This is a genomic window from Chryseobacterium sp. GM_Chr_2 (assembly GCF_026540445.1).
Taxonomy (GTDB): domain Bacteria; phylum Bacteroidota; class Bacteroidia; order Flavobacteriales; family Weeksellaceae; genus Chryseobacterium.
The window spans coordinates 64276-86496 of record NZ_JALNUD010000015.1 but is presented as its reverse complement, the minus strand read 5'-3'; the positions used below and the strand labels follow the sequence as shown (position 1 = coordinate 86496).

Below are 22221 nucleotides of genomic sequence, written 5' to 3'. Positions count from 1 at the left end.
TTTAATTACATTTCTATCTATGAATTTTTTATATCCTTTTGTAGTTCTAATTTTATTAATAGTGGTTTTTCATGCTGTACTAATATATGGAAGACCACAATCGAAAAAATTTTGGAAGAGAATAGATTATTTTTGGGTCTCCTTAGGTTTCATTGGTATCATAGGTTCTATGACTTCTCTTAGAAAAGAATTTTCAACAGCCCGAACAAATTATTTTGAGCAACCACTAATATTTAGTTACGATGGTTTGACAGAAAGTGCAGGAAATCAATATAAATATTTTTCCGATACCATAAACGGTTTCAAATATTCAGAATTTAATGATCAAAAGCAAGCTAAAAGTTTTATAAAAGCCGGACAATTCTTTGAATGGTATTCAAAAGATATTTTAAGATACCGGGATACTATTTTGGTTGATAAATATCTTAATTATATTGATACTTTATCACTCTCCTATGATAAGTTCTTAAATTCTACAGATGATCGTTATGTACAACAGGTAAGAAAATCTACGGGTTTTTATTTGGATGAACTTAAAGGTTCAAAGAAAGAATACCTTGAGAATGATGATCTATTGCATAAAAGTAGTTTAGAATGGATATTACTATTTATCGCTCCTTATTTACTGGCTGGAGCAATTGATATTCGGCTAACAAAAGTTACCGCAGAAATTAAAGAATTAAAATAACCTTAAGAACTTTTAAAAAGCTTTAGCCAATGCAAAACCAATAACAATAGCTACAATAGCAGCGATAACTACTTTTGTATAATTATTTTTGCTTCGCTCTATTTCGGCACTTAATTTTAAATTTTCTTTTTGCAGAGATTCCATTCCTACTTTCAATGAAATTGTCTTTTCATTGATAGCAGACTGCATATTCCTCTCATGAAGGGTATGCATCTCCTTTTTGTAGCTTTCCAATTCTTCCTTTCGTTGCTTTTCCTGCTCGCTAAAGTTCTTCTGCGTGTCCTGAAGCTATTTGACTGAAGATTCCTGAAGTTTCTGGAATTCTTCGTTTCTTTTAGATAACTGTTCGGTTAAAGTTTTGACCTGCTCGGAAAACTGTTTGGACACATCTTTCTTAACCTCATCGATTAAAAGAGCTCTTGAATTGGATCATTCATGAGACAGTTTTTCTGCCATGGCATGCAATCCTGCTCCATAATCGTGGGGTAAATGAAAACGTTTGTCTGCAAGTTTGTCAAGCAAGGTTTCATCGACCGTATGTCCAATTGCAGTTATTCACAGTCTTCTCATACTTAAAGATGATAATTTGGTATATGAAAATTATTTTGACGGAACAGATGAAAAATTAGGTAAAAAACTGGGATATATAACGCATTCAAGAGATGATCTGCATGATTGCCGAAGCATCACTAAAAGCATAATCTCCGCTTGTATAGGTCTCGCATTACAGAAAGGATTAATTAAAAGTATTGACACTCCCATTTATAATTATTTCGCACAGAAATATGAAAATAAATTTGATAATAACAAGAAGAAAATAACAATCCGTCATCTATTGACGATGACCAGCGGATTGGAATGGAATGAAGATGTTTCTTATCGTGACCCACGAAATACAGAGTTAAGAATGGATGAAAGCTCCGATCCGATCGGCTTCATTCTAGGAAGACAAATGATAACAGAACCAGGTAAAGTTTGGAATTACAATGGAGGCAATACGCAATTATTAGCTGAAATAATAAAAATTGTAAGTGGTGTGCCAATAGATCAATTTGCTGAAAAAGAATTATTCAAACTTTTAGGCATAAATAAATTTACTTGGTCATCGCTAGGTGAAAATATGCCTGCCGCCGCATCAGGTCTCCGCTTGTCTTCCAGAGACCTGCTTAAATTTGCGATGCTGTATATGTCAGATACAAAAAATATTATCTTAAGCAAACAATGGATTGAACAATCCTTAAATCCATCAGTGAAAAGACCCTCTGGAAAAGACAAAAATGCAGGGTACGGTTTTCAATTTTGGACCTACACAGAATCTGTGGGCAATAAACAAGTAGATATTCAGGAAGCTAAGGGCAATGGAGGCCAAAGGATATTCTTTTGCAGTCCACTAAATCTACTGGTGGTAATAACAGCAGGTAATTATAATAATTGGGATATTGAAAATGACTCTAAAGAAGTATTAATCAAATATATTATACCTGCTTTAAATTCTGGTAGCCAAAAATAATCATTTCGCTAGTTTTTGGATTCAATACTTTCTGTGCAAGTACTGCTTATCTTAAATTATTCAGTAAGGTTTTGTGGCTGATAAGGATTTTTTGATATAAGTATCCGTCTTTTCTTCTAATTCAACGATGGTAAGCACTATTGAATAATTGTATATAAAATTTCAAGAAAAAATTTTCGCAAGCCAAAAGTACAGGATACTTTATTTTGTCGTTTGCAGTAATTTAGCTAAAAGCTAAAATTCTATTATACCTGATTAGATTTTAAGTTGGATTTACTGTCTATTCATTGAAAATAGTCTCTTATTTGAAAATCCATGTATTTAAACATTGTTAATTGCTAATCTTCCCGCATGATCTTCTATAATATTACAAAGAAAATGATCAGACAAAGCAGAACTTACAGTATCGTTGCTATTTTGATTTCAATTAATTTCACCGCACAACAGAATTTAAAATTAACCTATAATAAACCAACAGAAAACTGGAACGAAGCTTTGCCTATCGGAAATGGCAAACTCGGTGCAATGGTTCGTGGCGGCGCCATTCAGGAACATCTTCAACTGAATGAAGAAACCATTTGGGCAGGTGAACCGGGAAATAATGTTCCGAAAAATACTTTCGACAGCATCCAGAAAATCAGAAAACTGCTGAATGAAAACCAGTTTCCGGAAGCTCAGAATGTTTCCAACAGAACGTATCCAAGACAGGCTCCGAAAGATCTGAATTACGGAATGTCTTACCAAACGATGGGCGATTTATTTCTGGATTTTAAAGATCATGAAAGTTTTAAAAATTATAATCGAACTTTAGACATTGAAAAAGCAATCAGCACAGTTTCTTATGAAGTGAATGGAGTGACTTTCAAACGTGAAATTTTCTCCTCTTTTGCCGATAATGTGATTATGGTAAAATTATCTTCCAGCAAAAAAGGAAGTTTAAATTTTTCATTAAATGCTTCGACTCCACATAAAATCAATTCGATTTTTACAGAGAAAAATCAGTTGATGATTAACGGAAGGAGCAGTTCGATTGATAACAAAACTGGAAAAATAAATTTTAAAATCGTTGCTCTTCCAGTTTTAAAAGGAGGAAAATTAACCTCATCAAAAGATAAAATTGAAATTTCAGGAGCAGATGAAGTGGTCATTTATGTTTCTATCGCCACGAATTTTAAAAAATATAATGACCTTAGTGGAAATCCTGATGAGAGAGTTTCAGAGTATTTGAAGTCAGCTTTAAATAGAATCAAAGAGTTCGAAAATTCCAGCGACCCGGATTTGGTGGCTCTGTATTTCCAGTTCGGAAGATATCTTTTGATTTCCTCATCCCAACAGGGAACGCAACCCGCAAACCTTCAGGGAATCTGGAATTATCAACTAAATCCGGCTTGGGACAGCAAATACACGGTGAACATCAACACAGAAATGAATTACTGGCCGACAGAAAACACCAATCTTTCCGAAATGCACGAACCCTTGTTTGATATGATTCAGGATCTGGCGGTTACCGGACAAGAATCTGCCAAAGAAATGTACCACGCAAGAGGCTGGAATATGCACCACAACACCGACCTTTGGAGAATTACCGGCATTGTGGACGGCGGCTTCTACGGAATGTGGCCGATGGGCGGTGCGTGGCTGACCCAACACGTCTGGAATCACTATCTGTACACCGGAGATAAAGAATTTCTAAAGAAAAACTACGAAGCTTTGAAAGGATGCGCCTTATTTTATTTGGATGTACTCCAACAAGACCCTTCGAAAAAATATCTCGTTGTATCGCCATCAATGTCTCCCGAAAATAAGTACTTTAAAAATGTAAGCATCACTGCAGGAACGACGATGGACAACCAGTTGGTTTTTGATGTGTTTAATAATTTCATCAATGCTTCCAAAGCCTTAAATCTGGACAAAGGTCTTTCGGATAAGATAAAATCGGCGTTAAACAAACTTCCGCCAATGCAAATCGGGCAACACTCCCAGTTGCAGGAATGGCTCACCGATATGGACAGAACGGATGATAAGCACAGGCATATTTCTCATCTGTACGGTTTGTTTCCATCAGGTCAGATTTCGCCGTTCAGAAACGCGAATTTAGCGAAAGCAGCAAAGAATTCTATGATTTACTGTGGTGATAAATCCACAGGTTGGTCGATGGGTTGAAAGGTAAACTGGTGGACAAGATTATTGGATGGAAACCGTGCTTTTAAATTGATTTCAGACCAGTTGACGCCAACGCCGATGGAAACCAAAGGACAATCCGGGGGAACTTATCCTAATCTTTTGGATGCGCACCCGCCGTTTCAGATTGATGGCAATTTTGGCTGTACGTCAGGGATTGCTGAGATGCTTTTACAAAGTTATGACGGCTATATCTATCTTTTGCCTGCCCTTCCCGATGCATTACCAAACGGCTCTGTAAAAAAGGATTGAAAGCAAGAGGTGGCTTTGAAATCGATATGGACTGGAAAAATTCCAAGCTGACAAAACTGACCATCAAATCTACTTTAGGTGGGAACGCAAGACTCAAATTAGATTCTACAGTTTCTTTAAAAGCTTCAGGTTCAACTAAGACTCAATTAAACCCTGCACAAGGCGAAAATATGAATGAATATTATCAGGTTAACGCCATCAAAGCACCTCTGATTTCTGACAAAGCTGATCTGACTGAAAGCACCGTGCCGGCAACAAATGATTTTGACTTACTGACAGAGAAAGGAAAAACTTATATTTATGAAGTGAAATAATTTTTACAGTGCCATTGGGGAAAAGGACACAACACTTTGTTGGAACTTTTGGTTGGGTTGTGTCTCGGTGTTTGGTGCTTTCATTAAATTCCATACTGAATCCTATGTCTTCCAACTTTTCATTTCTAATCAATGGATATTTGCCAGTCGAATCTTTTTAACCCTTAATATAATTTCAACAATGCATATCTTTATTAAATCAGAAAGAGATCCTAACGGATCTCTTTCTGATTTAATAATCTTATTTTACAAGTAAGATCAGGTCGCGAATGTCGTCTGAAAATTCTTTACTTGTTTTACCTATGTACAACATATGGCCTGATTTGTAATTTTTAAATATTACCCTGTTTTGATCAACTGATGAATTTTGTAATACATTAAAAGCTGCGGAAGGAGTGGTAATCAAATCATAATACCCAGATGCAACAAGCAGTTTAAGGTATTTATTTGTTGCCATCACATCACTCAGATCATCTACAAACCTATGTTTATCAGATACATTGCTCCTATTGTAGTCCCAATTAAAGTTAAGGTTTTTCCAGCTTATGATCTTGTATGGATCACTAATATCAATTGAAAGGTCATTCTGGAGATATTTATTAAAACTTCCGACAAAGACCGGGGTATATTGAGCCATAGCTGCATCATTTGCGACAGGATCATTGATGGTCTTAACTGTATTGGTCCAAGTGTATCTGCTGTCATACAGTCCTATCTGAGTGCCGGATATCAAGTTCGTTGCAAATTTTTCTTTTGATATGTACAGTTCATCTTTGAAAAGTCCTTTTTCCAAACCTGTAAAATAAGCTAACTTTTCAATGATCTCTTTTCTCTTTTCTGCTGAAATCTCTTTCTTGTTTAAAATGGTCATCAACACTTTGCGGTACTCATTGTCAGCAAAGCTCTTGGCTTCCTTGTAAAACACATCTAAAGCTAAATGTTGACCTGCCTTTTGATGATACCAAGCCGTCGATGCTAAACTTGGAAGTTCATCAGCTAGAGTACTTATTCTGGAGTCTGTATTCTGCACTGGTTTGACATATACTAAATTGTTGCCTAACATGATGATCCCATTGATTGTTATTCCTCTTAGTTTTCCTGGATACAAAGGACCTCCTGTTAGGTTTTTTGCTATCAGTGACACCCTGCCGCTTCCATAACTTTCACCTATCAAATATTTTGGTGAATCCCAGTGTTTATGCTTTATTAACCAACGCTCTATAAATTGAGAAAGGCTTTCCGCATCTTGCTCTACACCATAAATGGCCATATCCTAAGATTCTACTATAGCCAGTGCCTATGGGATCTACAAAAACAAGAATACAAAGGTGACAGGCCGTTTTTCATCTGCATCTCTTTTCAAATAGGAAAAGCTGTAAATGGTACCAATAAGTTGATTTTCATCATTTTTTAGAAGGATGTCCTCTGATTTGACGAAGTAATCAAAGCTGTCAACTTTCACCGTTTTTAGACTTCTATTAAATGTAGAACTACGTTTGTAGAAGGCCTGCTGCTGTGCAATGTTCTCTGATTCACTTTGAGCAGGGATAATTCCGTACATAAAGGTGAGTAAAAAGACTTTAGTCCTATTAAACAGATTTGTCAGAACTCTACCTTTAAGGTCCTGTATATGATTATCTACTTCTTAAGCCTTCTACCTATCAGATATTTGTATATAATCAGTGACCTGGGGTACTTTATTATCTACTATATGATCAGATACAGGAGAGATATCGTTATACAAAATATAGCCCGGTCGTTTCCTGATCTTCGCTACAATTAGATCCAAAGCATATCTAAGAAGTTTTATGGACACTTTACAGGACATTTTATTGAACTTATAAAAACTATCTGCTCCTGTAGATGTTTTAGATAAAAAATTGTATTCGAAAACTTAGAGATAATAGAAGAACACCTCAACTCCGGAAATAATGTGATTGCCTGCATGGGACATTGTGGTAACTGGGAAATGATGAATCTTATGGCTCGTAAAGTAAAGTACGATCTTTATGCGGTGTACAAGCCGCTCAATTCTAAGGTGATCAACCGATTGATGATTGCGCTGCGTTCACGCTTTGGAATGAAATTAGTATCAGACAGATCAGTAGTCAGACATTTTTTGTCACACCGTTCCACCTCCGCGATCTATCTATTTCTTACAGATCAATGTCCACAGATAACAGATGACAAATATAAATTTAAGTTTTTAAACCAGGATACCTATATCTTCTCAGGTATGGAAAAATTGGCCAGAGCAAATAATGCAGCAGTGGTCTACTTAAATGTTAAGCAATCATCCAAAGGATATTACAGGGTGAAATTCATTCCTATATGCTCAGGTTCAGTAATTTTTTTTTAACGAGGGGGGAAATAACAAGAAAATATGTAGAGTTGCTTTCCCATAATATCATTGATGAACCACATCTTTGGCTATGGACCCATAAGCGTTGGAAACGTTGATGCTTGAACAGAAATCTTTATCTCTTGTCTAATATCACTTAATCGTTGATAATATACTCCTTGGAAATATCGACCGTCTGGTTGCGAATTGTTATTTAATGGGTGCATTAGCATGCATCTGTAAATTATAATTTAGAAATCTGCAGTTTTAGAATATCCCTTAACGATGCTCTCGAAAAATAGCTCATATATGGGCTCCATGGGAAAATCTTTTCGCTTAATGAATTGTGTATGACAATTCAAAAACCTTTTTATCGGGCTGATCATATTCAAAGATCTGTATGAGTAATTTGTTTTGATCAGCTCCGTCGGCAGAAGTGTAATTCCAACACCGGCCTCCACGGAGTTTATAATTCCTTCCAGAGTATCTATCTCAATGATTTTATAAGAATCTATTTTTTTTTGCTCCAGAATTGAGACAAGAATCTCCCTGTACGAACACCCCTTGCTAAAAACGATCAACTTAACAGGTAGTTTGCCAAATATTGACTTTCCATCTAGGTTGGACGTCACAATGCTGAGCTCTTCCATAAAGACATTCTGAATTTCCAGATCTCTATGATCGACGTTTCCAGAAACAAAGGCACCATCCAGCTTATAGTTGAGTACATCTTATCAGATCTTCTGATGTACCCGTCTTTAGCCTAAAAGATACTTCAGGGTAGTCATCGGAAAAATTCTGTAAAATCCCCGGTGTACGAAATGCGGCTGTAGTTTGTAGACATCCTATCTTTATAGTGCCGTGTAGTGGAGAAGATAATTGGGTGATAGAATTTTTAGCCCTGTTGATGACCAATTGAATCTCTTTTGCACTTCTTAACACCTCCATACCTTCGTCGGTCAGCTCAATTTTGCGAGTCGATCTGATGAGCAACTTTGTTTTAAAAAACTCTTCCAGATATTTGATACGAGCAGAAACATTAGACTGAACAGTATTATTGATAGCAGCAGCTTTTGTAAAGCTACCATACTCAGCAACGGCTTCGAATAATTTAAGATCATTGATATTCATTGGATATATTTAGCATTAATAATGAAATACCTATCATTATTAATCGTTTGCAACAATGCAAATTTATAAAGAAATTTGTATACACGATTCACTAACAAATTATTATATAAGAAAAAATGAATTGGCAAAATAAAGTTACAGAGATTCTAAAAACACAATATCCGATCATTCAAGCACCAATGTTTGGAGTCTCCACACCGGAAATGGTTGTCTCTGCCTCAGAGGTGGGATGTCTCGGGTCTTTACCGATGGCGGATCTACGAGCGGACAAATGCATTGAACTAATAGAGTTAGTCAAAACACGTACTGACAAACCATTTGCAGCTAATATTTTTGTATATGATCTACCGGTGATCGATCAGAAATTAAAGGATAATTATAAACGGGTAAAATCCTTTATAGAAACTTTAGCTCAACAGCACCAGCTGGATGTAGTACTTCCCGAAATCGATGATCTGAAATTCTCAGGATATAGGGATTTGATCGATGTCATTATTTCAGCAGATTGTAAAATACTGAGTTTTACATTCGGAATACCCGATAAGGTTAGCCTCCAAAAACTTAAGGAAAATAAAGTAATACTTATAGGTACCTGCTCAACAGTGCAAGAAGCTGTAAAACTTGAAAAATATGGTATAGATATCATCTGTGTTCAAGGATCAGAAGCCGGAGGGCACAGAGGTAACTTCTTAGCCGAAAAACCGATTGGTGATCCGGGAATTGCGCTTTTACAGAAGGTTTCAGCAGTTGTTTCAATACCTCTGATCTACGCTGGTGGTGTTTATACAGGTCATCAAATCATAAACTCCCAAAGCAATGGTGCTCAAGGCTATCAGGTCGGAAGTTTACTATTAGGGACACCAGAAAGTGCTTTAACCAAGGTAGAAAAAAGCAGGCTCAAAGCTATTGGTGATAACGATATTGTTCTTACTAAGAGTTTTTCAGGTAGATATGCAAGCGGAATTAAAAATGTTTTTACACAAGCCATTGATGATACGGTAAACATCCTCCCCTTTCCCTTTCAGAATAAATTGACCGCGGAATTAAGGAGAATATCAAAAATCAATCATAATACAGACTTTGTCAATATTTGGGCAGGCAAGAACTTCAGGAATTCTAGTGAATCATCTACTGCTGTTCTTTTGAGGCGTTTGATTGAAGAAACGGAAGAATATAGTAATAATTAAAATAAAGAATAATAGAAACTTTTGAAGCTCCAGAACTGGATCGGTACCAGATTATTCACGAGCATAAAAAGCACTTATAAAAGCCTTAGACACAGGACTTGGTTACCAACGTTCTGATAAAATAGTAATTCTTCAGATTACCCATCAGGGTCGTAATCGAGAACAAAAGGAGAAAATGTATGCCGTAATGAGCCAAAAACTTGAGGAGATTGGTATCTCTCCCACGGATCTTATTATTTCACTGAGTGAAAATACAAAGGAAGACTGGTCGTTTGGTTTGGGACGCGCGCAGTTTCTAACAGGTGAGCTGTGAAAAAGCCTTTATAATATAATCATTAAGTTGATTAGATCTAATAGATACTGGTCTGTCACATCAACGACATTCCATTTAATTGGAGATTTTGAAGGTCAGATGACTGGAACTGGTAAATTTTAAAAGTTTTACCAATGAATTGAAAAACTGTTGTATGAAAAATGAAATTGCCTATTTAATTCTAGCTTTATTCACAGGTACTCTTATTCCTGTGCAGGCGGCTGCAAATTCCGCATTCACTAAGAGTGTCGGTCATCCTTTTATAAACGCACTGATGATATTTACAGTGGGTTTTGCCGGCATGCTGATCTTTTTTTTACTAAGCAGAACAGCGTTCCCTTCATCTCAACAGTTACTGTCTGCCATCCTAGCGGGTATTCAGGTGGATCATTATAGCTTTTTATGTCATAATGATAACGATCTTAACACAGAAATTGGGTGTAGGAACTTCAATAGGCCTTATTGTAACAGGTCAGATATTATGTGCAGTGCTAACTGATCATTATGGATTGTTTAATGCAAAGGTAAAACTATCCAACCACAACGCCTAGTAGGACTGTTTTTTATGATGACAGGTGTATTTCTAATAATGAGAAAATAAATATTAAATTTAAATGAAGAAAATTGTTCTTTGCTTTTTTTTACTCACTTTGGTATTAAGCAATGTAAAAGCACAGCAATCTATGAAAGCTAAAATTGAAAAAAAATTAAGTCTGCTGAAGTTTTGTATCACACTGTTGAAATTGATGGACAGACAGTCTTTTACCGTGCAGCCGGTGATCCTAAAAATCCGACCCTGCTACTATTACACGGTTTTCCGTCTTCCTCTCGTATGTGGCAGCCTATGCTTGAAGGGCTGTCAGATAATTACTATGTTGTAGCACCAGACTACATTGGTTTTGGACATAGCAGTCAACCACCCGCAAATGATTTCAATTATACGTTCGATAATTTAGCATCATATGTAAATGATTTTATTGTAGCTCTTTCAATAGATAAATTCATATTGGTTCAGCAGGATTATGGAGGTCCGATAGGAATGCGAATTGCGGAGAAAAATCCTGATAAGATACAAGCCATTATCGTACAAAATGCGGTTTCTCACATTGAGGGACTCTCTCCTTTATGGGAAACAAGGAAGGCTTTTTGGAATGATAAGGAAAAGTACTATGATGCTGTAAAGAAAAACTTTATCAGTTTCGAAGCCACCAAACAAAGGCACATTGGAAATACACCAACACCCGAAAAAATAGACCCGGATTCATATACGGATGAATATCTGTTTCTTAATAAACCAGGAATGGCAGATATTCAGCTGAACCTTTTTCACGATTATCAAAGAATGTGAAATTGTATCCCGAATGGCAAAAATGGCTGAAAAAGAATCAGCCAAAGATGCTTGTGATCTGGGGAAAATATGATCCCTCATTTACTGTTGCTGGAGCATGGAAGTATAAAGAAGATGTTCCGTCTGCAGAAGTGCACATCGTTGACGGTGGTCACTTTATTTTGGATGAAACAAAAAACAAAGTTATCAGCTTAATGAGAAGTTTCCTAGCACGGATTAATAATGAAGATTAATCCATCTTCATTTGCAGCCCACTGTCAATAGCTATTACTAAAGGACCAATTATTAGTAATACATTTCTTTATATAGTATTAATAATCTACGAAGTTAATTAAAAACTCCACAATTATACCATTAACCAAATCTCTAAAATATCCTAAAAAATTAAATTAGAGTTTAACGATAAATTTTTATTATCTATTAAGCTGAAGATACTCAACTACTTTTCCATCATTTTGTTCAACAATGAAACGGATACCAGTACTGACTCTATTGACAGGTATAATGATCTTTTTTGACTCTTTTTCAAGTATTCTCCAGTATGCATCGAGATCATCCACAACAAAAATTGCATCTACCAAACTGGGTATCTCCAAAGCTTCTGGACCATCAACTGCTCCCAAAATAACAAAACGATCAACCATTTTTAATTGGTACCCATCATGCGAAGCGGAAACGCTGACCTCTTTACCTGTAATTTTTTTATAAAAATCTACTGTGCCCTCAAAGTTATCTGTAACTATTGGCATTGCTAGTGTTATTATTTCCATTTTCTATTTATTTAACTTTGTTACAAATGTATATCGGAGACATCTCATTTACAATAACTCATTTTTTTATTAGTTACTTATGAAAAATTATACAAAAGAAAGCTCTACAAATCAAGAAAATAAAAAAAATCTAACAGCCAGCTGTAGTGTGAATGATACTTTCAGTTTTCTCGGAAGACGATGGCTCATGGCAATACTATACGAAGTCTCATTGGGTCATAACCAGTTTTCAGCTCTTTTAAAAAAAGTTCCTGGCGTATCTGAACATATGCTGGCATCAAGAATTGATGACCTTGTTAAAAAAGACCTAATTATCAAAAGACCTATTGAAAACACTATACCAGTACAAATTGTTTATTCTGTCACAAAAAAAGGGGCTGAACTTCTATCCATAGCAGAAGTATTAAATACCTGGACTCGAAATTGGGAGAATTAAAATAAAGACTATCGGACACAAAGATGATTTTGTAAAAGCATTTCGTGAATCTGATGGTGTTTTCATAGTAACACCCAATATTACTCCTCCTGCCAATCACGAGTTTGAATTAGGAAAAGAATTGGCAGATGCTGCTGTTGAAGCGGGTGTTAAACATATAATTTTCAGTAGTCTGGAGAATGTGGAGGAAATCACAGAAGGAAGATTATGCGCACCACACTTTACCAATAAAGCCAAAGTGGAAACATATATTCGAACACTGCCGATTAAAAGTTCATTCATACTTATGTCTTTCTTCTTTACCAACCTGTTAGAATTTTATATTCCAATGATAAAAGAAAATACACTGTTTTTCCGATTTACTTGCCGAAGGATTTTCGTGCACCTTTCGTTGATCCTTTAACAGCGACCGGACCAGCTGTTTTAGAAATTTTTTCAAATCCTGAAAAATATATAGGACAATCATTACCTGTAATCGGAGAAATTATTTCCCCTCAGGAAATAGTTGAGACATTTGTAAAAATCACAGGAAAAAAAGCAATATACAGCTCAACCTATAATCATCAAGAAATGATTGATCATTTTCCGGAATTGAGTTCTAATGAAATTCTGGACATGGCAAAATATGCGGTGGAATATGGTTATTTCAGTAAAGACCATGATTGGGAATGGAGTCGAAAAATAGATCCAAATGCTTTAACTTGGGAACAGTTTCTTCTTAATACTTCTTGGAAAGGCGAAAAGATTTTATTCTAGATCTCCGCTTTTCCACTACATTTCATTAAAAGTCCAATTACAACAGAATTTTCTTAAAGTAACAAATAGCTGTCAACAATAGATCTGTTATTAAGCTTCCTGCAGTAATTTTGGAATGACTCACAATTTTGTTAGTTATTGTAAACTTTTAAATGTCTTCAGAATTTTGTGCAAACCTAAAAAGTATGGACAAAAAAAATTAATACTGCTGATATTATTGAATTTTATGACTTCATTATGTGCACAACAGAAATGGACTTTAGAATCAAAGTTTTTATCCGAACCTGACACTATTTTGATTTTCAAACCAAAAACATATACCGAAAATAAATTATATCCTTTGGTATATTTGCTTCATGGCTATAGTGAAAATTATAAGCAATGGTCTCAGACAACGGATTTACAAAAGTTGTCGGACCAATATGATTTTATAATTATTACACCTGATGGATTTACTTCGTATTACTTGAACAGCCCATTTGATAAAGCCTCTCATTATGAAGACTTTTTCTTTAAAGAGCTTGTTACAAAAGTTCATAAGTCTTTTAAAATAGACAATCGTAATATTTTTATAAGCGGTCTAAGTATGGGTGGATATGGAGCCTTGCGCTACTTAATTATGCATCCGGATTATTTTAATACCGGAGGTTCAACAAGTGGTGCATTAGAAATCGATTTTATTTCTTTTCAGAGAACCAGCCAGCAATTTTGGAAATCGAACAGAATGTCGGATGATTTAATTAAAAATATTGGAGATCCCAATAGACTGGATTGGAGTAGATACAGTATTTCAACATTACTGAAACAAAATAAAAACTTCAAAAAACCATTTATTTTTGATTGTGGCACTGAAGATATACTGTATAAAAATTCTGACAATTAAAAAAAACTGACAGATGAACTAAAAATTCCGACTACTTTTATTAGCCAGTAAATCTATCGAACATCATTTCATATATTTCCAACAACACCTGCAAAAGCAATAGAATACTTAAATCAGTATTCTATTGTTTAAAATAGTTTAGAAGCTATTTGGCAACTCTAAACTTGGGCAGGCTCCAATTGAAATAAACAGCTAAACATCTGTTAAGTACAATTAAACTTCCTGAAAGAACAAGATTCCAGTCATGGTCTATTCCGAAATTATTTAATACTAAGTACAACAGGGCTCCAAAAAAACATGCTGTTGCATATATTTCTTTATGAAATATAATAGGAATCTCATTGGTCATCATATCTCTTATAACTCTCATTAATAATAGATTCTTCATTTTTATAATTGATTTGATTGAGATTTAAATTTTAATTCTAAACACCTTAAAAGGCTTTTTAAACTTCTCTTTTCCGTCGTGAAACCAAGGCATCAGCTGAATCTGAGAATTGGAAATGTATAAATATCCATCATCTGAAATACTGTAACTGTCAGGCCAGATCAGTTTTTCATCGTCTTTTACAATCGTCTGCATTTTCAGATCCAGAGTGATTTTTACAATTGAATTTTTCTCCAAATCTCCCAAATACAGGTTTCCTTTTTTATCGAAAATCATCCCATCTGTTGTGATGAATTTGCCCAAGTCTTCTACACTTTTGTTTAAAACAGCTTCATCAGTTTTAAAATCTCTCAACAAATTTGTTTTAATTCTATACAAACGATTATCTGTAAGCGGTTTGTAGTATAGATATTGATTATCGGGAGTCAGCGCAATACCATCTGAATTTACTTTCAGCAAAGAGCCGTCACCTTTTTTAAGTTCAGTTCCCAATGGAGAAAAATGATAATTCGGATCAGATTTAACAGAAGGAGAATTGGCTAAAACCAATCTTGATTCGCCGGTATTAATATTCAAAACTACGATTCCACCTGTATTTGAATTGCTTAAATAGGCAAAACCGTTTTCATTATCTATGCGGATATCATTGATATAAACATCTTCGTTTACCACATTTTCAGGAAATCTGTAGATTTTCTCAATTTTGTTGTTGGCTAAATTGATTTTAACTACTTTACTGCTGTGTTGATAGACTTTTCCAAGTCCGATTCCTGCTGCATCTACTACCCAAAGAAATCCTTTGTCATCGGTAACTACAGACTGTACGGTCACAAATTTGTTTTGTCCATCTTCGCCTTTTTTGAAACTATTCCATTCTGCATCAGGATAAGGAATCGGTTTCCCATCTTTCACCTCAACCACGGAATAAGAATGGGTGTCCAGCCAATAAGGATAATTCACAAAGACCCTGTTATCTTTTGCCACGGCAACACCCGTTAACTGATACTTGCTGTCAGAGAAAACCTCTTCTAACTGTGCATTTTTTTCGGTAGAAACTTCGCTATTAGCCACTTGTTTCGGCTGTTTGCAAGACTCTTTACAAGAGGCTAATGACACCAATGCCATTGCCAATACTGCAATATTTTTTAAGTTCATTTTGATAATTTTAAATGATAGATTTTACAAAGTCACCACGATTTTACCAACTGTTCTGCCCGTTTCCTGTTCCAGATGTGCTTCTCTCATTTGCTCGAAAGGAAATATTTTTGAAACGTGAGGTTTTACAGCACCGCTTTCCAACAAAGAAGCAATCTGTTTCATATCTTCACCATTGGATTGCACGAGAATGAAATAGCCTTTTACGCCTTTAGATTCTGCTTTTGAAGTCACCTGTTCATTCAAACCTGTCGGAATACTGATGATGGAACCCCCTTCTTTGGTCACTTCAAGGGAATGGTCGATATTGTCTCCTCCAATCGTGTCCAACACAAAATCAAAAGTTCTGCCTGCTGATTTCCAGTCGAAACCGTGATAATCGATATGTGAATCTGCGCCTAAACTCAGGACAAAATCTTTATTTTTTGCGGAAGAAGTTCCCGTCACTTTTGCGCCCAAATGTTTGGCAATCTGCACCGCGATATGCCCAACTCCACCCGAAGCTGCGTGAACCAAAACGTTTTGCCCTTCCTGAATATTCGCATTGTGAACCAAAGCCTGGTATGCTGTAAGCGCAACCAAAGTGGAAGCTGCAGCATCTTCAAAAGAGATATTTTTAGGTTTTAAAGCCAATTGATTGGCCGGAGCAGCGACAAATTCTGCGTATGCTTTTCCGTGTCCGGGGAAATTGACCATTCCGAAAACCTCATCGCCCACTTTAAAGTCTGGGCTCTTAGTTTCTTCGACTATTCCGGAAATATCCCAACCCAAAATCAAGGGATTTTCTGTTTTGATTCTTCCGTAAACGCCTTTTCCGGCACGGCTTTTCACATCTACCGGATTGATGCTGATGGCTTTTACTTTTACTAAAACTTCGCCTCCGTTAATGGTTGGTTTTGCTAATTCTACGTATTCCAAATTATCTACGTTTCCGGCTTCTTTTAATACAATTGCTTTCATAATGTTGGTATTTTTTAATGTTTTTTATTTTTGTTTTTTAATCTAAATCTTGAAATAATTTTAATTTCGTAGTGGTTTTGCATTGATTTTCAGCTTGTAAATCACAACTGGAAATTTCACTTTACTTTTTCCGTTTTGAAATGCTGCCAAACGGTTCAGTTGACCTGTCGGAATCCACAGATATCCCTCGTCATCAATCCATAAAGCGTCTGCCCAAAGCAATCTTTTATCTTTAATGACCAGGCTTTCTTTTCCGTCCCGTGATATTTTGACGATTTCACTTGTATTGACGTCGCTTACATAAATATTTCCGTCTGCATCGATGGCTGTTCCTCCTGTTGATGGGGTTTTATAGAATAATTCAACTTTGGATGCCAAATCTTTTTCGGGTAGGTTTTCATCATTTAGATATTGAGTTTCAACTCTCCAAAGCGGGCCGCTTGCAGGTTGGAAATACAGCCATTTTCCATCGGGAGAAACTTCCAGTTGGTCTGCGTGGATTCTCACTTCATTTCCCTTTTCATCTTTCATTATTTTTCCTTCCGCTTTTATGGGTAAATTATCAGTGGTTGAAGGTTGATTTTCCAAAACTCTCCTACCTTTTCCTGTCGTTTTATCCAAAATAATTAATGCCGGTTCGCCAGCATCTGTCAGATAAATCGTATTTCCCGAAATTCTGAGATCATCAATAAAAGTCGAAGGTTTTGCGATTCCGGAAAGTGGAATAATCTGCTGAACGGTATTGTTTTTAGTATCGATAGAAACCAGTTTCAAAGCATTTCTTGATAATGGATTTTGTCCCATCGAAGGCGTTCCCGTATCGACAATCCAAAGTAAACCGTCGGGTCCGATTCTCAGTGAATTGGTTCTCACAAATTTCTCATTCACATCTGCTCCCGATTTCCAATTGTTCCAATCTTCATTTGGATAGGGAATGATTTTTCCGTTTTTCAGAACTTCTCCGATTCTCATTCCTTTATCGCCTTCAATTCTTGGAAAATTAACGAAGATTCTTCCGTCCGAGCTTGTCGTAACGCCATTCCAAACTACATCTGATGTTGCTACTTTTTCTAATTGTGCATTTGCTAATCCGAAGAAAAGAAATAAGGAAATAAGGTTGAATTTAGTTTTCATTTTAAATTGATTTTCGATGATTTTGATAAGTCAAAGGTAGAAGCATTCCGGCTGAATAAATAGTCCATTTCGGGGGAAGAATAGCACAGATTTACAGTACAGAAATAAAAAAAAAGACTGTTCCATTTTCTGAAACAGTCTTTTCTAAAATATGATGATTTGAAATTTAATTCATCTGCGACTTCCTGAATTCCAAAGGTTTCATTCCCGTCTGTTTTTTGAATAATCTTGTGAAATAAGACGCATTTTCAAAGCCTAATTCATAAGCGATTTCAGCAACTCCTTTTTCTCCCAACCTCAACAGATTTTTTGCTTCGGAAATCATAAAAATATGAATCAGTTCCATTGCGGTTTTTCCTGTTTCCTGCTTTAATAAATCACTCAGATATCTTGGCGAAACAAAAAGTTGGTCGGCCAAAAATGCAACATTTGGAAGTCCGTTTTTCTCCAACAAACCGTCGCTGATGTATTTTCTCAGTGCGTCATTGAATTTTGAAGCCGTCTTTCCGGTCACCTGCGCTCTGTCGATAAACTGTCGTTTGTAATATCGTTGTGCGTATTTTAAAATCGATGAAATATGACTTAAAATAATATCACGACTGTATTCATCAGGATTATTAAAATATTCACTCTGAATTTTCGAATGAAGCTCCAAAATAATCTGTTCTTCTTTTGGCGAAAGATGCAAAGCTTCCGTCACTTCATAATCGAAGAAACTGTATTTTTCAATTTCCTTAAAAAGCTCGTGGCCGTTCAGATAATCTTCGTGAATCAACAGCATATAGCCTTTTTCTTCAAACTCAAGATTTTTCATCTCGATAATCTGTCTTGGTTTTGCAAAAAACAGACAGCCATTGTCGTGGTCATACGGTGTGCGGCCGTACATAAAAATCCCTGATTTTATTTTCTTGAAAGCAATCACATAACAATCTGTGGTAAACTCTCTGTTCCCCAATTTGCACTCCGACTGACAGCCGATCATACTGAAAAGCGGATGTTCCGGAGCGTCCCAATGATTACCCAAATGTAATTCGGTAAGGGTTTTGTAATGTTGCATCGGTTTAATTTTATCTAAGTTAAATTAATTTTACCGAAACTAAAAACAGAAATTATACTATCCTAAAAAAAGGTTGATGTATCCTGCCGTAAGCTCCGGATATTGATGTTGAGGACCGTGTCCCGCATCATTCAAAATAATATGCTGCATTGTAGGTGCATTTCTCAACAGCGGAAAACCAGTTTTCTGTCGCAAAGCTGATGTCGTGGTCCCCGGAAATAACCAAAACGGGAGATTTCAGGGTTTTATAGCCTTCTCTGAAGTTCAGTTTATCTTCTTTCATTGTTCCCGAACCCGCAATATATCTTTGGAAAACCTCCATTGTAGAAGGAATTATCGAACGTTCTAATCTCTGCGCTATTCTGTTGTGAGATTCTTGGGCTGCCTGTCTGCTTTTTTCGGAAGCCGGCTCAAAGAACAGATAATATTCATCTTCCAGATCGTTAATTGGTTTTAAAGCGTGGTCAAAAAACACCTGCTCAATTGGAATTACATTTTCTCCCGGAGGATTGGTTCCGATTAAAACAGTTTTTAATACTCTTTCCTGATTCTGAAAAGTAACAGCCTGCGCCACCAATCCGCCATAAGACCAACCCAACACATTAAACTTATCGATTCCCAAATGGTCTGCCAAAGCCGGAACCGTATTTGCAACTTCTACAATATCCAAAGGCAACTCACCTTCTGAACTTCCGATTCCCGGATAATCAAAAAGAATGACTGTATTTTTTTCTGCCAAAGAATCTAAAAACAAGGGGTCCCAAGTATCCATAATTCCTCTGAATCTGTTGACAAAGAACAACGGAGCGCCGGTTCCGAATTGTCTGTAAGCAATTTTGTTATTGTTGATTTCTGTAAATTATGTTTCTGCGTTTAAAGCTGTCGTTTTCATAAGTATTGAGATTTTGTTTGTTATTTAATGATTCAAAGTTGAGAATATTGGGTTGAAATTAATTTCACAAATCAGCGGAACATTAGCACGAAAAAACGTTATTATTTATCCCGCCGATTTGGATTTAAATTTAATTAATGACCGTGAGCGGCGATACTCACTTCTTTCCAGTTTTGGATTTCGTCTAATCTTTTTGTGTAAACCTCATTCACAACGTGATAAGCAATTTTACCAAACAATAATCTTTGCGGAGGATTTTGGTTGTCGATAAGGTTTAAAACAGGTTCCACTGTCGCTTCCGGTTTTCCCCAGGTATCCGGATTTTCTCCACTTTCTGCAAAAGCCGCCCGCACCGGATTATAATCTGCAATATCCGAAGAAGTCTGAACTGCAGAAGCTCCCGCCCAATCTGTTGCGAATCCGTTAGGTTCAATTAAAGTGGTTTTGATTCCCAAATGTGCGGTTTCAGAACCGATGGTTTCAATTAATCCTTCTACTGCAAATTTTGAGGCGTTATACAATCCTAAAAGTGGCAAAGTCGTTAATCCCAAAAAGCTGGAAATCTGAATAATATGCCCGCTTTTCTGTTTTCTCATCACCGGTAAAACGGCCTGTGCTACCCAAAGCGAACCGAAAAAGTTGGTTTCCATCTGTTCTCTCGCCTGTTGTTCCGTAGTTTCTTCCGTCGTTCCGAATAAACCAAAGCCTGCATTATTAATCAAAACATCAATTCTTCCGAAGTGTTTTTCTACTTGTTCCGTTACTTCAAAAACTTCTGAACGGCTATTGACATCAAGCTTCAAAGGAAGAATATGGTCTCCGTATTTATCTTTCAAATCCTGTAATGCAGAAACGTTTCTTGCTGTTGCCGCTACTTTGTCTCCTCTTTCCAAAAGTGCTTCAGCCCATAATTTTCCGAATCCTTTTGATGCTCCTGTGATAAAAACTATTTTACTCATTGTTTTAATTTTTTATTGTTATTGAATGAAGCAAAGTTATCATCAAACCCATCCGAATAGGTAGCCCATTTTAGCTGAAAAATAGCACAGAAATACGGTTTGGAAAAAATTTCTCAATAAAAAAAGCCTTCCGAAAATACATCCGGAAGGCTTTCACTTAAAACTAAATACTTATTATTAAAACACTTCTTAAATAGCCTGTGCCAAAGGAAAATCAATAGGAATCTGAGTGTTGGCAAATACATAGTTGGTAAAGCTTCTCAGCGCCACCAAAGCCGTCAGTTCAATCAAAGCTTTTTCGTCGTATCCGGCGTTGAAGAAATTTTCTAAAGCTCCGTTTCCTGCATTGCCTTTATTGTTCGCAATAGACTGAGCCAACTTAATCGCAGCGTCTAATTTTGCCTCTGAAAAACTTCCTTTTCTGATTTCCAGCGTATCTTCTTCTGTGAAACCTCTCATTTTTGCCAATGTCGTGTGTGCTGCCAAACAGTAATCACATTCGTTGACTTGAGAAACAATTAGATTGATAGCTTCTCTTTCTTTTGCGGTAAATGATGAATCGTGAGCCAGAGAAGCTTCAGTTTCCAACATTGATTTTAAAGCGGATGAAGAATAACCGATAGTCGCATAAAGATTAGGAATTTTCCCCATTTTTTTCTCTACAGATTCTAAAATGCTCTGTGCACCAAAACTTAGCTGCTCTTTTTCAGGTACTGAAATTGTTTTCATTTTTATGATTTTTAATGTTATTTTTTATAATTTATTTTTCAAATTTTACATCCAGAATATCGATGGAAACCAGTACAAAATCTTTGTTGTACGAATTATCTTCATCATTCAGAACATAAATATTTCTTTTTGTTCCGGTTTTTATGCCTTCAAATTCTTTATAATCTTCAATAATCTGAGTCGCTGAAGAACCTCCTAACACTTCTGGCCAATAGTCGTGACGTCTTAAAAGTCCGTCTTCATTAAAATAAAAGAGCTGTCTTTTGCTGTGCGTAGCGAAGCCATCGGGATAAATCACTTCCAGTCTATCCAATATTTCACCGTTTTCATTCCAGGATTCAAGCTGATTGATTTCCACTTCTGGAACCAGAAAATTAAAAGGAGCCGTTGCGTAATTCCAGGTTGCATAGCTGGAGAAATAAATAAGCTGGGCTCTTGTCCAAGGTGTTTCAACCGTATGACCTCTGAATGATTCTCTAGGGTTTTCCAAAGATTCTAAAAGTTGTCCGTTTTCGTCAAATAACTGAACCTTTCCGGGCTCGAAAGATGAAGTATAGTTTTCTTTAAAAATATTTTCCCATATGCTTTTCTGCTCTTTTAAAGAACCGATAAACTGTACATCGCTTAAAGCGTTTTCTTGTCCTTTCATTCCCCACACTGCACCACCGATTCGGGTATGGATTTTTACCGTCTGAAATTCTGCAGCATTATTGATTCCGTGAGCGGCTAAAACTTTATTGACCAATGTTTGAGTTGAAGTTTCCATTTTTTTAATTTTTAAGTGTTATTAAATTGTTTCGTTTTGTTGATACAAAGTTAAATCCGCTTCAAGCCTAA

The 22221-nt window shown here is 36.1% G+C and carries 27 protein-coding genes; 12 read left to right on the top strand and 15 right to left on the bottom strand.

Annotated elements, in window-relative coordinates; genetic code table 11:
- Positions 1-19: 19 nt before the first annotated feature.
- On the top strand, positions 20-688 hold the full coding sequence (locus OXQ85_RS19270) for a hypothetical protein (RefSeq protein WP_267406584.1): 669 nt from the start codon (positions 20-22) through the stop codon (positions 686-688).
- A gap of 12 nt (positions 689-700) precedes the next feature.
- Here OXQ85_RS19270 and OXQ85_RS19265 read toward each other — a convergent pair whose 3' ends face one another.
- Positions 701-922, bottom strand: a complete 222-nt coding sequence (locus tag OXQ85_RS19265) for a hypothetical protein (RefSeq protein ID WP_267406583.1) — start codon at positions 920-922, stop codon at positions 701-703.
- A 265-nt stretch (positions 923-1187) separates the two neighbouring features.
- Here OXQ85_RS19265 and OXQ85_RS19260 point away from each other — a divergent pair, with 265 nt between their 5' ends.
- The 4 genes from OXQ85_RS19260 (at position 1188) to OXQ85_RS19245 (ending at position 4945) form a co-directional block, all read left to right on the top strand.
- Entirely contained in the window at positions 1188-2198 is a 1011-nt protein-coding gene (locus tag OXQ85_RS19260) for a serine hydrolase (RefSeq protein ID WP_267406581.1), read from the top strand.
- Between the two features lie 351 nt (positions 2199-2549).
- Positions 2550-4361, top strand: coding sequence for a glycoside hydrolase family 95 protein (locus OXQ85_RS19255; RefSeq protein ID WP_267406579.1), 1812 nt, complete (start codon positions 2550-2552; stop codon positions 4359-4361).
- 24 nt (positions 4362-4385) lie between these two features.
- Entirely contained in the window at positions 4386-4631 is a 246-nt protein-coding gene (locus OXQ85_RS19250; RefSeq protein ID WP_267406578.1) for a hypothetical protein, read from the top strand.
- Positions 4628-4945: a glycoside hydrolase family 95-like protein gene (locus OXQ85_RS19245; protein ID WP_267406577.1), complete on the top strand. Its 318-nt coding sequence runs from the start codon at positions 4628-4630 to the stop codon at positions 4943-4945. Before OXQ85_RS19250 ends, OXQ85_RS19245 begins: the two co-directional genes overlap by 4 nt.
- 241 nt (positions 4946-5186) lie before the next feature.
- On the opposite strand, the gene OXQ85_RS19240 is transcribed toward OXQ85_RS19245, so the two are convergent.
- From OXQ85_RS19240 to OXQ85_RS19230, 3 genes are all read right to left on the bottom strand, one after another.
- Entirely contained in the window at positions 5187-6215 is a 1029-nt protein-coding gene (locus tag OXQ85_RS19240) for a hypothetical protein (RefSeq protein ID WP_267406575.1), read from the bottom strand.
- Between the two features lie 1322 nt (positions 6216-7537).
- Complete coding sequence (locus OXQ85_RS19235) at positions 7538-7957, bottom strand: LysR substrate-binding domain-containing protein (protein WP_276590742.1); 420 nt, start codon at positions 7955-7957, stop codon at positions 7538-7540.
- Between the two features lie 43 nt (positions 7958-8000).
- Entirely contained in the window at positions 8001-8417 is a 417-nt protein-coding gene (locus OXQ85_RS19230; RefSeq protein ID WP_267406574.1) for a LysR family transcriptional regulator, read from the bottom strand.
- Positions 8418-8533: 116 nt separating this feature from the next.
- Between OXQ85_RS19230 and OXQ85_RS19225 the strand changes: the two genes are divergently transcribed.
- The 4 genes from OXQ85_RS19225 (at position 8534) to OXQ85_RS19210 (ending at position 11498) form a co-directional block, all read left to right on the top strand.
- The gene (locus tag OXQ85_RS19225; RefSeq protein WP_267406572.1) at positions 8534-9604 is read left to right on the top strand and encodes a nitronate monooxygenase; all 1071 of its coding nucleotides are present in this window, start codon (positions 8534-8536) and stop codon (positions 9602-9604) included.
- A gap of 467 nt (positions 9605-10071) precedes the next feature.
- Positions 10072-10416, top strand: coding sequence for a DMT family transporter (locus OXQ85_RS19220; RefSeq protein WP_267406571.1), 345 nt, complete (start codon positions 10072-10074; stop codon positions 10414-10416).
- 225 nt (positions 10417-10641) lie between these two features.
- Complete coding sequence (locus OXQ85_RS19215; protein WP_267406569.1) at positions 10642-11265, top strand: alpha/beta fold hydrolase; 624 nt, start codon at positions 10642-10644, stop codon at positions 11263-11265.
- Positions 11262-11498 (top strand): alpha/beta hydrolase, encoded by a 237-nt coding sequence (locus OXQ85_RS19210; protein WP_267406568.1) that lies wholly within the window; start codon positions 11262-11264, stop codon positions 11496-11498. Before OXQ85_RS19215 ends, OXQ85_RS19210 begins: the two co-directional genes overlap by 4 nt.
- Positions 11499-11678: 180 nt before the next feature.
- Here OXQ85_RS19210 and OXQ85_RS19205 read toward each other — a convergent pair whose 3' ends face one another.
- Positions 11679-12035 (bottom strand): hypothetical protein, encoded by a 357-nt coding sequence (locus OXQ85_RS19205; protein WP_267406567.1) that lies wholly within the window; start codon positions 12033-12035, stop codon positions 11679-11681.
- A gap of 79 nt (positions 12036-12114) precedes the next feature.
- Here OXQ85_RS19205 and OXQ85_RS19200 point away from each other — a divergent pair, with 79 nt between their 5' ends.
- Positions 12115-12471: a helix-turn-helix domain-containing protein gene (locus OXQ85_RS19200; RefSeq protein WP_259113298.1), complete on the top strand. Its 357-nt coding sequence runs from the start codon at positions 12115-12117 to the stop codon at positions 12469-12471.
- Between the two features lie 96 nt (positions 12472-12567).
- Here OXQ85_RS19200 and OXQ85_RS19195 read toward each other — a convergent pair whose 3' ends face one another.
- Positions 12568-12753, bottom strand: a complete 186-nt coding sequence (locus OXQ85_RS19195) for a hypothetical protein (protein ID WP_267406565.1) — start codon at positions 12751-12753, stop codon at positions 12568-12570.
- On the opposite strand from OXQ85_RS19195, the gene OXQ85_RS19190 reads away from it, so the two are divergent.
- Positions 12748-13227 carry an NmrA family NAD(P)-binding protein gene (locus OXQ85_RS19190; protein ID WP_346659723.1) on the top strand — a complete coding sequence of 160 codons (480 nt, stop codon included), beginning with the start codon at positions 12748-12750 and terminating at the stop codon, positions 13225-13227. The genes OXQ85_RS19195 and OXQ85_RS19190 overlap by 6 nt on opposite strands.
- A gap of 226 nt (positions 13228-13453) precedes the next feature.
- Entirely contained in the window at positions 13454-14110 is a 657-nt protein-coding gene (locus tag OXQ85_RS19185) for an alpha/beta fold hydrolase (RefSeq protein WP_267406564.1), read from the top strand.
- A 145-nt stretch (positions 14111-14255) separates the two neighbouring features.
- Here the strand turns inward: OXQ85_RS19185 and OXQ85_RS19180 are convergent, their stop codons facing one another.
- From OXQ85_RS19180 to OXQ85_RS19140, 9 genes are all read right to left on the bottom strand, one after another.
- Entirely contained in the window at positions 14256-14480 is a 225-nt protein-coding gene (locus OXQ85_RS19180; protein ID WP_267406563.1) for a TRIC cation channel family protein, read from the bottom strand.
- A 42-nt stretch (positions 14481-14522) separates the two neighbouring features.
- Positions 14523-15653 (bottom strand): L-dopachrome tautomerase-related protein, encoded by a 1131-nt coding sequence (locus OXQ85_RS19175; RefSeq protein ID WP_267406562.1) that lies wholly within the window; start codon positions 15651-15653, stop codon positions 14523-14525.
- 24 nt (positions 15654-15677) lie between these two features.
- Complete coding sequence (locus OXQ85_RS19170; RefSeq protein WP_267406561.1) at positions 15678-16613, bottom strand: NADP-dependent oxidoreductase; 936 nt, start codon at positions 16611-16613, stop codon at positions 15678-15680.
- Between the two features lie 60 nt (positions 16614-16673).
- Complete coding sequence (locus tag OXQ85_RS19165; RefSeq protein WP_267406559.1) at positions 16674-17747, bottom strand: L-dopachrome tautomerase-related protein; 1074 nt, start codon at positions 17745-17747, stop codon at positions 16674-16676.
- Positions 17748-17913: 166 nt separating this feature from the next.
- Positions 17914-18804 carry a helix-turn-helix transcriptional regulator gene (locus OXQ85_RS19160; RefSeq protein WP_267406558.1) on the bottom strand — a complete coding sequence of 297 codons (891 nt, stop codon included), beginning with the start codon at positions 18802-18804 and terminating at the stop codon, positions 17914-17916.
- Positions 18805-18931: 127 nt separating this feature from the next.
- Positions 18932-19576, bottom strand: a complete 645-nt coding sequence (locus OXQ85_RS19155) for an alpha/beta hydrolase (RefSeq protein WP_267406557.1) — start codon at positions 19574-19576, stop codon at positions 18932-18934.
- Between the two features lie 254 nt (positions 19577-19830).
- Entirely contained in the window at positions 19831-20655 is an 825-nt protein-coding gene (locus tag OXQ85_RS19150; RefSeq protein ID WP_267406555.1) for an SDR family NAD(P)-dependent oxidoreductase, read from the bottom strand.
- 189 nt (positions 20656-20844) lie between these two features.
- Positions 20845-21384, bottom strand: a complete 540-nt coding sequence (locus tag OXQ85_RS19145) for a carboxymuconolactone decarboxylase family protein (RefSeq protein ID WP_267406553.1) — start codon at positions 21382-21384, stop codon at positions 20845-20847.
- Between the two features lie 31 nt (positions 21385-21415).
- Positions 21416-22150, bottom strand: a complete 735-nt coding sequence (locus OXQ85_RS19140; RefSeq protein ID WP_267406552.1) for a hypothetical protein — start codon at positions 22148-22150, stop codon at positions 21416-21418.
- Positions 22151-22221: the final 71 nt, after the last annotated feature.

What these genes read in the sequence shown, in the direction of transcription:
- OXQ85_RS19205 (WP_267406567.1), bottom strand. Translation starts at nt 12,035, where the DNA reads ATGGAAATAATAACACTAGCAATGCCAATAGTTACAGATAACTTTGAG.
- OXQ85_RS19170 (WP_267406561.1), bottom strand. Translation starts at nt 16,613, where the DNA reads ATGAAAGCAATTGTATTAAAAGAAGCCGGAAACGTAGATAATTTGGAA.
- OXQ85_RS19220 (WP_267406571.1), top strand. Translation starts at nt 10,072, where the DNA reads ATGAAAAATGAAATTGCCTATTTAATTCTAGCTTTATTCACAGGTACT.
- OXQ85_RS19145 (WP_267406553.1), bottom strand. Translation starts at nt 21,384, where the DNA reads ATGAAAACAATTTCAGTACCTGAAAAAGAGCAGCTAAGTTTTGGTGCA.
- OXQ85_RS19240 (WP_267406575.1), bottom strand. Translation starts at nt 6,215, where the DNA reads ATGGCCATTTATGGTGTAGAGCAAGATGCGGAAAGCCTTTCTCAATTT.
- OXQ85_RS19160 (WP_267406558.1), bottom strand. Translation starts at nt 18,804, where the DNA reads ATGCAACATTACAAAACCCTTACCGAATTACATTTGGGTAATCATTGG.
- OXQ85_RS19200 (WP_259113298.1), top strand. Translation starts at nt 12,115, where the DNA reads ATGAAAAATTATACAAAAGAAAGCTCTACAAATCAAGAAAATAAAAAA.
- OXQ85_RS19180 (WP_267406563.1), bottom strand. Translation starts at nt 14,480, where the DNA reads ATGAGAGTTATAAGAGATATGATGACCAATGAGATTCCTATTATATTT.
- OXQ85_RS19150 (WP_267406555.1), bottom strand. Translation starts at nt 20,655, where the DNA reads ATGAGTAAAATAGTTTTTATCACAGGAGCATCAAAAGGATTCGGAAAA.
- OXQ85_RS19195 (WP_267406565.1), bottom strand. Translation starts at nt 12,753, where the DNA reads ATGAATGAACTTTTAATCGGCAGTGTTCGAATATATGTTTCCACTTTG.
- OXQ85_RS19270 (WP_267406584.1), top strand. Translation starts at nt 20, where the DNA reads ATGAATTTTTTATATCCTTTTGTAGTTCTAATTTTATTAATAGTGGTT.
- OXQ85_RS19255 (WP_267406579.1), top strand. Translation starts at nt 2,550, where the DNA reads ATGATCTTCTATAATATTACAAAGAAAATGATCAGACAAAGCAGAACT.
- OXQ85_RS19140 (WP_267406552.1), bottom strand. Translation starts at nt 22,150, where the DNA reads ATGGAAACTTCAACTCAAACATTGGTCAATAAAGTTTTAGCCGCTCAC.
- OXQ85_RS19230 (WP_267406574.1), bottom strand. Translation starts at nt 8,417, where the DNA reads ATGAATATCAATGATCTTAAATTATTCGAAGCCGTTGCTGAGTATGGT.
- OXQ85_RS19155 (WP_267406557.1), bottom strand. Translation starts at nt 19,576, where the DNA reads ATGGATACTTGGGACCCCTTGTTTTTAGATTCTTTGGCAGAAAAAAAT.
- OXQ85_RS19175 (WP_267406562.1), bottom strand. Translation starts at nt 15,653, where the DNA reads ATGAACTTAAAAAATATTGCAGTATTGGCAATGGCATTGGTGTCATTA.
- OXQ85_RS19185 (WP_267406564.1), top strand. Translation starts at nt 13,454, where the DNA reads ATGACTTCATTATGTGCACAACAGAAATGGACTTTAGAATCAAAGTTT.
- OXQ85_RS19165 (WP_267406559.1), bottom strand. Translation starts at nt 17,747, where the DNA reads ATGAAAACTAAATTCAACCTTATTTCCTTATTTCTTTTCTTCGGATTA.
- OXQ85_RS19225 (WP_267406572.1), top strand. Translation starts at nt 8,534, where the DNA reads ATGAATTGGCAAAATAAAGTTACAGAGATTCTAAAAACACAATATCCG.